This is a genomic window from Paenibacillus sp. FSL K6-1217 (assembly GCF_045040735.1).
In the GTDB taxonomy this organism is placed as follows: domain Bacteria; phylum Bacillota; class Bacilli; order Paenibacillales; family Paenibacillaceae; genus Paenibacillus_AQ.
Genome location: NZ_CP150271.1, coordinates 6990253 through 7004311, shown reverse-complemented (window position 1 = coordinate 7004311; position 14059 = coordinate 6990253). Strand labels below are relative to the sequence as shown.

The 14059-nt window shown below is 55.1% G+C and carries 6 protein-coding genes; 2 read left to right on the top strand and 4 right to left on the bottom strand.

Features of this window, described 5'->3' with window-relative positions; translation table 11 throughout:
* Nucleotides 1–262 precede the first annotated feature (262 nt).
* On the top strand, nt 263–2887 hold the full coding sequence (locus tag MHH28_RS30765; RefSeq protein ID WP_405109152.1) for a glycosyl hydrolase family 95 catalytic domain-containing protein: 2625 nt from the start codon (nt 263–265) through the stop codon (nt 2885–2887).
* Nucleotides 2888–3013: 126 nt separating this feature from the next.
* Here the strand turns inward: MHH28_RS30765 and MHH28_RS30760 are convergent, their stop codons facing one another.
* The 3 genes from MHH28_RS30760 to MHH28_RS30750 form a co-directional block, all read right to left on the bottom strand.
* Nucleotides 3014–4645, bottom strand: a complete 1632-nt coding sequence (locus MHH28_RS30760) for an extracellular solute-binding protein (RefSeq protein WP_405109149.1) — start codon at nt 4643–4645, stop codon at nt 3014–3016.
* Nucleotides 4646–4744: 99 nt separating this feature from the next.
* On the bottom strand, nt 4745–5635 hold the full coding sequence (locus MHH28_RS30755) for a carbohydrate ABC transporter permease (RefSeq protein ID WP_405109146.1): 891 nt from the start codon (nt 5633–5635) through the stop codon (nt 4745–4747).
* A gap of 27 nt (nt 5636–5662) precedes the next feature.
* Entirely contained in the window at nt 5663–6475 is an 813-nt protein-coding gene (locus tag MHH28_RS30750) for an ABC transporter permease (protein WP_405109143.1), read from the bottom strand.
* Between the two features lie 362 nt (nt 6476–6837).
* On the opposite strand from MHH28_RS30750, the gene MHH28_RS30745 reads away from it, so the two are divergent.
* Nucleotides 6838–8592 carry a sensor histidine kinase gene (locus tag MHH28_RS30745; protein WP_405109140.1) on the top strand — a complete coding sequence of 585 codons (1755 nt, stop codon included), beginning with the start codon at nt 6838–6840 and terminating at the stop codon, nt 8590–8592.
* Nucleotides 8593–9035: 443 nt separating this feature from the next.
* Here MHH28_RS30745 and MHH28_RS30740 read toward each other — a convergent pair whose 3' ends face one another.
* A complete protein-coding gene (locus MHH28_RS30740) occupies nt 9036–13955 on the bottom strand; it encodes an S-layer homology domain-containing protein (protein WP_405109138.1) in 4920 nt (1639 codons plus the stop codon).
* Nucleotides 13956–14059 lie beyond the last annotated feature (104 nt).

Genomic DNA, 14059 nt, shown 5'->3' with positions numbered 1-14059 from the left:
TATAGATACCTCTTATGGAAGACCCTGTCCATCCTGAATATAAGCCGCGGGTTGCGGCTGCGTAAAGGTACACTTGCGGCAGCGGGCGTACCTTTGCCCTATTCTGGCGGGCTGTGAGACCTGCCGCCAATTCACCCGCCGATCGTGCAAAAAACGGACGCTCCGCTAAATACATTCCCGGGAGAATCGCCTACGATGGATACAGGTTACTAAGCTATACAGGTATAGAGCCAAACCTTACAGATCAGGAGGCATAACTTCTATGAGAGAACAACCGGCAGGAGCAACAGGACTACCGGCGGCAGCTGATTCTATGGGAAAAGGAAAGGTGCATGCCCATGAACGAGCCGGACGGCATAATATTACCTTCGGCGGCCCGGCGGCGGATTTCTTCGAGGGAGCGCTGCTGGGCAACGGCGCAATGGGTGTGGTAGCGACTACCCGGCCGGACGCGGTCATGCTGCACTTCGGACACAATAATGTCTGGGATATCCGGATTGCCGAGCATCACGCAGAGGAGATTATGACCTTCCAGGAAGTGTACGACCGGCTCGCCGCGCTGCCCCCGGACCTCCGGCAGCTTACGGACAATCCGTGGTACCGGGAGTATTGCGAAATGGCGGGAGACAATTACAGCAAACCCTATCCGCGCCCGATGCCCTGCGGCTCGCTGCTGCTCCGGTATGACCGGCGCAAGGCAGAGGTGCTGGGCCATACCGTCTACATAGGCGAGGGGCGCTGTACGGTTGATTTCCTGATCGGCGGTAAGCCGGCAGTGTTCGAGTTGTTTGTGGAAGCGGAGCAGGACCGGCTGTGGATGTCCGTAACTGATACGGCAACCGGCGCGCCGGTCCCGCTATTTCACGAGGCCAGGCTGATTCCCGATCCCAAGACGCCGCAGGAGTTCCCTCCGGCGCAATGGGCGGCGGGCGCAGCCGGACCGCTGGCTTTTACACAAATCCTGCCGCATCTGGAGTTTCCCGCTTCGCCTTACATCCCGCATGAGCGGGATAAGGCCTTCCGGCTGGCACTCCGGCTCCCGGGGGCAGACGGCACCATCGGCAGTGACGGCATACGGCTGGACACTTCCGGGAATTCCGGCGGCTTCCTGGCCTGCGTGGAATTGCGGGAAGGCTTCGCCGCAGAGTTAGCGGAGGCTGGCGTGCGTACCAGAGAGCCTGCTGATGGCGAAGAGTCATTCAGAGTTGACCCCGGTGCCGGGGCTGGGGCTGAGCTTGGAGATGATGCCGGACCAGAACCTAAGGCTGACGCTGCTGAGGGTATGGCTGCTGAAGCAAGCCCTACTGGAACTATGGATGAGCCGACACGTTCGCAGTATGACTACGCCCTGGCGCAGACCCGGGAAGCCTGGCAGGAGTACTGGGGGCATTCCTTTGTGGCCCTGGAGGATGGATTCCTGGAGCGGATCTGGTACCGCAATCTCTACTTCCTGAACTGCTCGGTCAAGGCGGGGGTCACCTGCCCCGGCCTGTTCGCCAACTGGAGCTACGGCTCCATCGGAGCGGAATGGCACGGAGACTATCATATGAACTACAACACGCAGCAGCCGTTCTGGGTGACGTTCTCCAGCAACCATCTGGAGAAGCATCTGCCCTATGCCGACATGGTGGATCATGTGCTGCCTGTCAGCCGCAAGTGGGCGCGTGATTATTACGGCCTGCCCGGCGCCTATTTCCCGCATTCCGCTTATCCGGTAGACATGCAGATGATGCCTTACCCTGTTCCGCATTGGGGCTGGGAGATCTGCGAGACGCCCTGGACGGTGCAGAGTCTATGGTGGCATTATCTCTATTCCATGGATAAGGAATTCCTGCGCAGCCGCGCCTTCACGCCCATGAAGGAAGCTGTCCTGTTCATGACGGCCTACATGAAGCGTCCCGGAGCCAATAGCCGCCCCGGAGATGACGGCAGCTATCATATTTATCCGACAGTGGTGCCTGAGCTGTATGAGCTCACTCCGGGGTTTGCCCGCAACAGCGACTGCCTGCTTGATCTGACGCTGACCAAATTTATCTTCCGGGCCTTCCTCAGCGCCTGTGCCGTTCTGGGTGAGGATGAAGCAGAAGCGGACCTGCTGGCAGATGTGCAGGATATCCTGAATCACTTCCCGGCTTATCCTTCGGCCGAATCCGCTGGGGGCCGTGTATTCCTATCTGTGGCAGGCGAAGACCCGGAGACCGTCTACAACGTTCCGGTTCCGCTGGCCACAGTCTTCCCCGGCGAGGAACACGGCCTGCATTCCCCGCCCGCAGAATATGAAATTGCGGTTAACACTTACCGCAATCATCTCAATGAGGGCGGCAATGAGCTGGTGTTCCAGCCCCTGGCCGGAGCCCGGCTCGGCATCCTGGACCTGGAGCGGTTCAAGCGGCAGATCCGCTACTGCCTGCTGCCCAACGGCACCTGCACAGACAAGGTGCTGATGAGCGGCGGACGCTACTCGGATACAGACGACTTCAATTACATGTCGCGGATGGGCATCTGGTTCGAGAATTTCGCGCTGCCGGCCGTCATCAATGAGTGCCTGCTCCAGAGCTATAACGGAGCGGTACGGCTCTTCCCCAACTGGCCGTCACATCAGCAAGCCGAGTTCCGCACCCTCCGCGCCGTGGGCGGCTTCCTCGTCAGCGCCGCCATCGAGGCGGGCGAGGTACAGTGGATCGAGATTACCAGCGAGGCGGGAGGCCCCCTATCGTTCTACATTCCTTGGGAAGCAGGCGCGGTATGCACCGGCACTTCCGGCTGGGTGCGGCGGTTCGGCGGCAGAACCGGCAGGGGGATCACCAGGGCAATCGGCGAGTCGTTCACCGTGCTGCCGACTACGGCAGGAGAGATTATCCGCATCACTAAATTAAGCGCTATGTAGAGCACAAAGAGTCTCCCTCCCACATCACCTTGGGCAGGGAGACTCTTCTTTCAGAGGTAAGCTTCTCTCACCTTCAACGGAATCGTGAAGCGTTATTCAGCCTCTCTTACCCATTCTCCGTTAAGATCAGTTGGAAGCCCACAGCTCCATACGTTCTTTGTACTTCTGATTAATAATTTCCTCGACTTTCTCATCCCCGGCCTTCTTCATATCGGCAAGCATCTTGTCGAAGGTGGCGTTGGCCGCTTCCTCGGAATTCGCAATAATCGTTCTTGTAATGCTCTGGTCCATAATATCCTTAACCTTCTGGGCAGTCAGCGCTTCGGGCGTTCCGCCGTCAGGATTGAGATTGTCATATTCCGCTGTATCCCATACAGAATCCCCCAGGCTCTTGATCGCCAGCTCATCGCCTTCACTGCGCTGATACTTAACAGCCAAATCGTAAGGCTGGCCATTCGGGTCCAGGCCGTTCTTGATGAACCACAGCCATTTGCGGACACCGCTCTTTTTCACCGTATCATCCCAGTTATCCTTGAAGCTCTGCAGGAACGCCGGATCAGGCTGTCTTTTGCCATCCACCATGGTGTAGTGCTGACCTTCCAGACCCCATAACAGCAGATGCTGCCCTTCGTCGCTGGCCAGGAAATTGAACAGCTTCATTGTTTCTTCCGGATGCTCGTTGTTCTTGGTAATTCCAATGGCATCCCAGCCCAGCGAGCTCCGCGGTCCAAAGGTGGTCTTGGCAGGATCGGTACCCGGCGCAACTACCTTGTATGCAAACAGCTGGTTCTTCACGCCGCCGTCTTTCTTAAGCGCCGCGTTTCCGTTACCCGGGTCCCAGTAGGCAGCCGGAGTGGAGAAGACTGCTCCTGTAGCGAGCTTCTGAATCCAGGTCTGGGTCTTGCTGATGGCAAATTCCTTCTCAATCAGACCTTCCCGGAACAGACGGTTAATATACAACATCATCTCGCGGTACTTCGGGTCCTTCACATCATACTGCAGCGTTCCGTTGTTATCATAATAGGTTTTGAGACCCCACATTCCCTTGAACGTTCCCAGTATGGCACCCATGTTCTCACCGTTCATCGCCATTGGAACTGATTCCTTGCCGTCAATGGTCGGGTACTTCGCCTTGAAGCTCTTGAGCAAGGCTTCGAATTCGTCCGTCGTGAACGGAGTGGTGCCGTCTGCCTTGTCCGGAGCCAGCTCCTCCAGCAGGTTCTGTCTGATATTCATCCCGAACACCGGATCGCTGTCCAGGCCGTACCAGTTCGCGAAATAATAGTTCTTGCCGTCTTTATAACGGGTCTTCTGTAGGGTGTCGCCGTACATGGCCTTCAGGTCCGGGCCGAATTTCTCTATTAAATCATCGAGCGGAATGAACGCGCCGCTAGTAATGTACTTATCCAGGGAAGCATCTCCGCGGCTCATGACCACCACATCCGGATAATCGCCGCTGGCCAGCATCAGGCTAAGCTTCTCGGTCGGATTTCCGGTCGGCTGCTGAATAGACACTTGAATGCCGGTCCGCTTCGTAATTTCCTGGGCTACTGCATCTGTGAACGGCTCCCCCTTGGTATTGCCATCAAACCAGGTTAACGTAATCGTCTCCTGCTTCGTCTCTTCTCCTGCAGCTGTATTTGTATTCGGATCTGCACCGGCATTATCTTTCCCGTTACCCGAAGCGCATCCGGCAAGCAGTCCGGCAGTAAGTGCGGCAGAGAATCCCACGTTCATCCATTTGTTTGTATTGATCATTGACACCCTGATTCCTCCCATTAAATAAGAATTCATTCGTTCATTAAGCAGCCAGTCAACAGCTTCCGCTCACCTCCCTTCAGAATCTGTTTAACCATATTAACTTTTTACAGCCCCCAGTGTCATTCCCTTGACAAAGTACTTCTGCAGGAACGGATACACAAGGACGATCGGCAGGGTTGCCACCATCGTTGCTGCCATGCGGATCGTATCACTCGATACCGCATTGCGTTTGGCAGAGTTGGCCAGCATTTGCGTCTGCGACACCATTCCACCGGTCTGGAACTGGCTCAGTATTTTGACAAGCACGGCCTGAAGGGTCTTCAGATCAGAACGGTAGGTGAACGCATAGGAGTCGAACCAGGAATTCCAATGTCCAATGGCCTGAAACAGGCCTACTGTCGCCAGTACAGGAGTTGTCAGCGGCAGCACGATCCGGAAGAAAATCGTCAGGTCATTCGCCCCGTCCACCCTCGCCGACTCTTCGATCTCACCGGGCAGCTGCTCCATAAACGTACGGACAATGATCATATAGAAGACATTCATCAGACTCGGCAGAATAAATACAGAGAACGTATCAATCATGTTCAGCGCTTTGAGCACCATATAATACGGGATCAGGCCGCCGCCGAAATACATGGTAAAGACGAAGTAGAGATTCCAGCCCTTGCGTCCTACCAGATTCTTCCGGCTCAGCGGATACGCCAGCATCGTAATGACGAGTACCGACAGCGGGGCGCCAATCACAGTCCGTTTGACCGTCACCCATAACCCGCTCATAATCTCGCTGTCTTTCAGGATCTGATGATAGCTGTCCAGGGTAAGCACTCTCGGCCAAAAGTATACGCCGCCCCTCACGGTATCCTCCGCGCTGTTCAAGGAAAGAACGAGAATATTCCAAAAGGGCAGGAAGGTAACCAGCAGGACAAGGATAAGAATCAGATATACAACAAATTTGAAGATATGATCACCGAACCGATCTAAAATCATCACAACCGCTCCTCTCCATGGGTGTATTTAGAACAACGCCTGGTCGTTCACTTTACGGGAAATCCGGTTCACAATGACAACAAGGACGAAGGCAACAACAGATTTGAACATTCCCACGGCAGCCCCGTAAGAGAACATGCTGTTCTGCAGACCGTATTTGTACGCATAAATGTCGATAACCTCCGAATATTCGAGCACAGTGTTATTTTGCAGCAGGTATTGCTGTTCGAAGCCCGCATTCAGAATGCCCCCGACTGCCAGGATTCCCAGAATCACAATGGTTGGACGCAGCGCAGGCAGCGTAATATGCCACATCTGCCGGAACCGGCTGGCCCCGTCAACCCTTGCCGCTTCATATAACTCCGGGTTAACCGCAGATATTGCAGCAAGATACATGATGGCACTGAAGCCCATTTCCTTCCACATGTTGGACAAGGCGATAATCCACCAGAACAGGGGGCCATTCTGCAGGAAGGCGACAGGTTCCTTGACAATTCCCAGCAGCACCAGGAGATTATTGAACATCCCGTCCGAAGCAAGCATGGTAATGACAATGTTGGCCGCGATAACCCAGGAGATGAAATGCGGCAGGTAGGAGACCGTCTGTACGAAACGTTTGAAGAATCCCTGCCTTGCTTCATTCAGCATAAGCGCCAGGATGATCGGAGCCGGGAACCCGAACAGCAGGGTCAGCAGGCTTGTCGCCAGCGTATTGCGCATAATCCGGTAGAAATCGCCGGTGGTAAAAAAATATTCAAGCCATTTGAAGCCCACGAATTCGGCCCCGAAGAACTGGTGCAGAAAGGTGCCTCCGCCCGGCTGGTAATTCGTAAACGCCATGTACATCCCAAACATAGGACCATAAGAAAATAGCAATGTCGCAATAAAGGCAGGCAGCATGAGCACAAATAACCACTTCTGCTCCCTTAACCTGTTCCACAGGCTATTGCCCCCGACTGATTTGATAGCGCTTGCTTTATACATCAAATTCCCTCCCTTTTCCTCTGCGGCAGCATACCCGGCTATCTCTCCGTTCAGCTTCATGTATTCATCTTAAATCTGCAGCCGGGTCCGATCTATACTCCAATCCTCCGAATGATAGCGCTTTTTAAAGATGTTTTCGGCACATCCGATTATTGGATTTCATTATTCCGTCTGCTATGATGAACTAATCTATAACCGGTAAAGAAGGGGCTTCTCCGATGCGTCAATTGTACAGAAAGTATATTTATCTTCCTTTTGTCGACCTGAGCTTCCGCTCCAAATTATTCCTGGTGTTCGTTCTGGTCACCATCATTCCCATGATGCTGCTGGTCTATTTCTCCTATGAACTGACCAAATCCAAGCTCACCGAACAGATCTATATCAATATGATGAGTTCTACGGCGCAGATTAATAAGAATCTTGAGAATAAGCTGGACAGCTATGAACATATTTCCGCTTCGATCTATCTGGATGACAGGCTGGCCAGCTACCTGACGGCGGAATACGCGGACGATCCTTCATATCTGGACGTCTACAAGTACATCGGCAACCGGATCGATACAGTAATGGCGGCTTATCCTGATTTTGACAGCGCATTCATCTATTCCGACAACCCTTCGCTGCCCAAAGATAATTACTATATCAAGCCCGTTACACCCGAGGTTCAGCATACAGAGCTGTACAAGCAGCTGCAGCAGTCCCACGGCAATATCATCTATCTGACCACTCCGCAGAGTGAAGACAGTCCCGCCATGTTCACGCTCGCCAGACTGCTCAACAACAACCGCAACCAGTATCCTTACGGAACGCTGGTCTTCAGTGTCTCCGAATCGGTCATCTATTCCCTGATGGAGAAGGAGGCCGGCGGCAAAGATATCTTCATCATCAATGACGAGGGCATTATTCTGTCTTCCGCCGACAAGAAGCTTCTGGATACCAGCCTGCCCGAGATGCTCAATCATCAGTTCGCCAGGGAAGCTTCCGGCCGGTTCGATACCCTGTATAAGGGGGTGAAGGCTTTTGCCGTCTACAACACGCTCGCCAACGGCTGGAAGACCGTGTCGGTTGTCCCTTACGATAGCATCATCAAAGAAGCCAGGTCCTTGTCACAGCTCATTATCACAATCTCGCTCGCCTTCATTGGCGTAGCCCTGCTGCTTATCTATATTACCGCGTCGTTGTTCAGCAACCGCATCCGGACTTTAATCCGGATGGTCCGGCGCATTGAGCGGGGCGACTTCAATACCCCCGGGGAAGAGCAGCTCGGGAATGATGAGATCGGCCAGCTGCACTTTGCCTTCAACCAGATGACGGGCCGGTTGAGCGGACTCATTAGCGAGGTGTCCCGGAAAGAGCTGCTCGGCAAGGAAGCAGAGCTTGACCTGCTGCAGGCCCAGATTAATCCTCATTTCCTGTACAATACGCTTGGCTCCATCTCTTCCCTTGCAGTTAAGCATCAGGACAGCCAGATCCAGGATATGGTGCAGAATCTGGCCAAGTTCTACCGGATATCGCTCAACAAAGGAAAGAGCATCCTGACCATCCATGAGGAGATCCGGCTCACCCGGAGCTATAATGCCATCCAGCTGATCCGCTTCAAGGGACAGCTGAACATTACCTACACGATTGATGAGGCGATCCTGCCCTACTCTACAGTGAAGCTGACCCTGCAGCCTTTTATCGAGAACTCGGTTCTTCATGCCTGCTGGAATCAGGATTACCCGCTGAACATCCATATCAAGGGCATCACCCAGGACAATGACATCATCCTGTCCGTGATTGATGACGGCATGGGCATGAGCCGGGAGACGCTGCAGTCGCTGATGGGAGAGAAGCCGGGCCGGGGGTATGGCATTATGAACGTGGACCGGCGGATTAAGCTTAAATTCGGTGAGTATTACGGGGTAAAAGTATACAGCCGGCTTGGCATCGGTACGGTTGTGCAAATCCGGCTGCCGCAAAAGGCGGTATAGTCCGGCAACCCATGCGGCGTCGCAGCCGATACGAGGCCAGAAGTCCAAGCATTCCCCGCAGTTACGGCCATACGCCACAATGTAAAACTAAAGTTCAACTTATATAGCAAGGTTATAAGGCCGGCAGTTGAAGAAGCGTATCCGGTCCAAGGCCCAAAAACTCAGCTATAGTTGTATTTAGTACCATTAAAAAAGGTAAAAGGCTGCCCGCACAACTTTTAACTGCAGTCTGTACAACTAAATCTGCATGAATCGGTTAAACCGCCCTATATCGGGCAGTTTAATTGCACGAAATACAATTAAAGGAAGGATTGTCAGCAAAACAGATAATTTAGTTGTACGATGTGCAGTTAAGCCGCAACCGCCTTCAGGCATGCCAAACAGGAGAGTCCCGGCCAGCCGTTCATGGCCGCTTGGACTCTCCTGTTTCATTAGCATAAAGCTTACTCGGCAGCGAATAGCAGGTTATAGATCACTTGGGCCGCCTCTGCCCGGGTAGCCTCGCTCTGAGGGGCAAACTGTCCCGGCCGTTGGCCTTGAACCAGTCTGAGCCCTGCTGCTTCTCTGACTGACGCTCTGGCCCACGGAGACACCTGGTTCATATCGTCAAAAGCCGCAGCCGCTGTTCCGGCCGGTGCTGCGCCGTTCTTCAGCTCATAAGCCTTCATCAGCATCACCGCAATTTCCTCACGGGTGATCTGTGCCCCCGGCTCGAATCGGGCCGCAGCTCTGCCGCTTACGATACCGGCGCTATGAGCAATAGAGACCGCATCCGCATACCAGGCATCCGGTGCCACATCCGTGAAGCCTGATTCACCTGCTGCCGTCAGTCCAAGGGAATGAACGAGCATGGCGGTGAATTCAGCACGTGTAACCGCCCGTCCCGGCTCGAACTTGTCTGCGCCGGTGCCTTGGATCAGCAGCTTCGCCGTGAGTTCCCCGATAACAGGACCGGCCCAATGTGCGGCCGGAACATCGGCAAAGGCCCGGTCCAGTTCCAGAAAGGCATAGGTGCCGGCGCGGCTGACCTTGGCCGTCAGTACACCATTGGCATACTTGGCGTTGATATATTCCAGCTTACCGTTATCGGCAATGGAGTAGAGGCCTCCCCGCTTCACCTCGAAGCCCTCCGCTGCCGCCAGGCTCAGCGTGACCGGAGGATTGAACGCGGAGATCGTTCCGATTGCGCCTGTCTGTGCGGTAACGGACAGGCTGAAGCCATAGATCTCCCCCTTCAGGGCAATATCTGCGCCGAGGGTTCCCGCAGCGGCGGCAACCGCTGCATTTCCCTTACTGCCGGGCGACGTCATCTTCAGCGAGATCACGCTATCTTCACGCTGCTGCTCCGGCAGCTGGTTCTGCAGCTGGCGGAGCAGATCCGCCGGAATCTGGAGTGAGAGCCGGCCCGACTTCACTTCCAGCGTATGGTCTGCCAGCTGGCGGACTACGGCGGAAGACAGGTGCAGCTCCTGCACATCTCCCTTAACCTCTACCGCCGCTAGTCCAGAGGCACTGTCCAGTGTGAGCATATCCGGCGTGAGAGCCAGAGTTCTGGCGGCACCGTCCGGGTTGGCAATGCTGCCCGAGGTTGTATTGGTATTGGTATTGGTATTGCTGTTGCCGTTGTTGCCGTTGTTGCCGCCACTGCTGTTGCCATTGCCCTCCGGGCTGCCGGGAGTTCCGTTATTGCCATTATCAACCGGGCTGCCGGGTTCGCCCGGGTTCTCAGGATTGCCCGGGTTCTCCTGCCCTCCCCCTGTTGCCGCTGTGACCGTGACTTCGGCCGTGGCGGAGAATCCGCCGTCCACTGTCTTCACCGTAATTGCAGCCTTACCGGCATGAACTGCGGTGACGGTCCCATCGGTTACAGTGGCTACAGCCGTATCACTGGAAGCCCAGATTACCGCAGGATTGGCTGCATCTTCCGGACTTACCGCAGCCGTCAGCCTGCCCGTTTCACCGGCGGCAAGCGTAAGCGCCGCCTTGTCCAGGGAGACCCCTGTTACCGGCTGCGGACTCACCGTTAACTTGACTAATTTCGATTCCGCAGGCTGCAGCGCCAGCGTCCAGGAACCCGTGACGGACGATGTCTCTCCCGTCCACAGGTCTTGCAGCGTGTAGGTCTCCGCCGCATCCAGCCCGGCGCGGCCGAGATCCACCGTCTTGTCCGCCGGAGCACTCGCGCTATAGTTGAACACGGCCAGATAATAATCACTGCCGTCCTTAAGCACAAAGGTATCCGCAGCATTGGCATTCGTGTTGCCTTCCAGCGGCTTGAAGGCTTGCCCCTTCAGGGCCACCTGGAGAACGTCCGTGTTGCTGTACAAGGCCGTCATGTATTCCTGTGCCTTGGCATCGTTCACATTATCCGAATCCAGCAGCACCGTTCCGGCAATCACGCCCGAGTTCATCCGGCTGCGCGCTTCCGTCAGGCTGGAAGCACGGCTGAGTGCAAGATGGTCGGGGTCTGTATACGGATAGATTGTTCCATTCTGCCAGAAGCCGTAGGTTAATGAATTCAGCATATATTCTGTTTCATTGATCTTGCCGAAGGTATCGCACGAAATGCGGCGGCTGTGCGCATATTGGCTCGGGAAGATCGGAGCAATCGATTCGCTGATGAACATACTTCCGTCCAGCTGCTCATTAACATAACGCATTCCTTCATTGTAGGCCTGGATTCCTGTCGTCACTTCCGGGTCATAATGCTGGCCTTCCAGAGAGCCGTGGGTCAGGAAATCCAATTTGATATATTTGAAGCCCAGGCTCTTGAACTTGCCCAGGAAATAATCCATCCGCATTTGCGCTCCCGGATGTGTCACATCCAGCGGATAGGCGCCGTCCAGCGTCGGCAGCGGCTGGCCCGCAGCGTCCTTAAGGACAATATCGCCATACGTATACCGATTATTGGTGCCTTCTACCGGCTGGCTCATATTATTGCCCCAGTATACAAACGGTGCCCAATAGATCCCGGCATGCTGGCCGTTTCCCTGGATGACGGATACGGCCTCTGCAAGCTGCTGATCATTCAGATTATCCCAGTAAGAGTCCAGGTTGATGAACACATTGCCGTTATTATTGAACTTCTGCAGATGCTCCTTGAAGTAGTTGGAGACATCCACCACGTCCTGATAGGACAGCGAGCTCTCATAAGCCCCCCAGCTGTTCCAGCCGACCGGCACGCCCTGCGGCAGCGCCGGGTTAAGCTCCAGGGGAGGCGCAATGATGGCATTGGCTTTGCCGTATTCCTCAAGACCGGTACGGTAATCACTGAACCCGCCCACCATAATCAGCGGCGAGGATAATTCTGTACCCGTCAGGCTGCCGTGAGGCTGGCTATCGCGGGTCACATCGCTGGAAGCACCGCCATAGACGGCAAGCTCATTGAGCCGGCCTGCCGAGCCCTTCCAGTCAATGCCGGTCTTCCAGGTATCATGGGTTACGGAGCCGAGGACCAGTCCGCTGCGGGTTGAGTTATTGAATATTGCCGTCAGCTCATAACTGGTATCCTCCCGGTTCATGGTCTGGGATTTATAGCGGATCCAGGCATCGTTGTCAAAAGGCACCGTCAGCACGCGGTTCTCTGCGCTGGTACCGATATCCACCCCGCCTGCGCGCTTCACGGTAACCGGCGACATATAATTGGTCTGAACCGCCGTATCGCTGACTGCATCAAGGCGGGTCAGGAAATAGTCCTTATCCTCATAGAATTTGTACACCTGCTTCAGCACCGGCCGGCCCGCCGAGGTATGGACCAGCGTCAGCTCAATTCCTTTGCCGAATCCGTCCTGAATCTCTACGGGCGCACCGGCGCTGGCATGACTCTCATAGCCCTTGCTCTCGATAAGAGTGCCGCCGAGCTTAATGCTGCTGTAGATTCCCTGCAGCTTCTGTCCGTCCGCCCAGCTGTAACCGGTGTACCCGGTCTTAGTGTTCAAGGAGACCTCATAGGGTCCGCCCGCTACCAGCAGGCCGTAGGTATAATCCGTAACCGTGATCGTCCCGTAGCTGTGCGATTCTCCCGCTGTCCCGAGAGTGTCATCCTCTTCACCCGGTTGCTCCGGCCCGGTGTTCGCCGCCGGCTCGACGATAATCCGGTCAATATCCGGCGCATACCAGTTGCCGTCGGCAAAAGTAATGGTATTCTCGCCTACATTCAGCGGCAGTGTAAGCTCATACGTGCCTACGGTATCCCAGTCCGGAGTCTTGGGCAGCTCATAATACTGCTCGGCGCCGCCATTGGCCCGGACATAGAAGCTGCGCGGGTCGCCGGAAATATAGGCTACCGTAACCCGGTATTCCCCTGTCACCGGGGCGGTTATCTTGTTGAAGGTCAGGGAGCTGCCGCCATTCAGATAACCTACCTTTTGGCCGCCGGAAGCATTCGGGCTGTCCGAAACCCGTGCCTCGCCGGTCAACCCGTTACCTGGAGCTTCCGCTTCATAGCTGAGCGTGAACGGAATCACTTCGATCTTGTCCATATCCGGGGAATACCCGTTATGGTCCGAGAAGGTGATCGTGTTCAGGCCCGCTTGCAATACCGCCTCTACATCATAAGTTCCGATCGTATTCCAGCTGGATGTCTTCGGCAGATCAATCATCTCGTCCGGCCCCTGATTCACCTGCATATATACGGGCCGGGGATCGCCGGAAATATAAGATATCCGGATCAGATAGGTTCCGGCTGCCGGAACAGTGACATCCGTGAACTTCAGGGAGCTGTTCTGGTACAGATCCGTTACCTTTTGGCCGCCGGAGCTGATACTGCTGTCTGCCACCCTGGCATTGCCTGTCACGATATTCCCGGCCGCTTCGGCCTCAATCACTGCTCCGTGCAGAGTACTGGTCCAGTCGCCTTCCCCTTCACCCGGACCAGCCGGGGCCAACCCGCCGATGACGATCTTGTCGATGTCCGGTGAATACCAGTTGTTGTCATCAATCAGGATGGTGTTGGCCCCGGCGTTCAACGGCAGTGTCACCTCGTAAGTGCCCACCGTGCCCCAGTCTGCTGTCTTGGGCGGCTCCTCGAACTGTCTGGCTCCGCCGTTGGCACTGATATTGAAGGGCCGCGGATCGCCGGAGATATAGTACACCGTAATTGTATACTCTCCCGCCGCGCTGACATTGACATTCGTGAACTGCAGAGAGCTGCCCTGATACATGCCCCCGACCTTCTTGCCGCCGGAAGCCACAGGACTGTCCGATATCGAAGCGTTCCCGCTCACAATATTCCCCTCAGCCTCAGCTTCATAGGTATTCGCATCCTCTGCATATGCCGGCCTGATGAACCGGCTGCCTCCGGCCCCCGCCAGGCAGATGATGAGAAGTAACAGCAACCCCTTTTTCATAAACTGTCCAAGCATAACATCCCTCCGTTTGGTTGTCTCCATAGCTCTTGTAATCGCTTTCCAGACTAATTGTAGAAACCGGGAGGGGAATGCACCATATCGCAATCTTACAATTCATA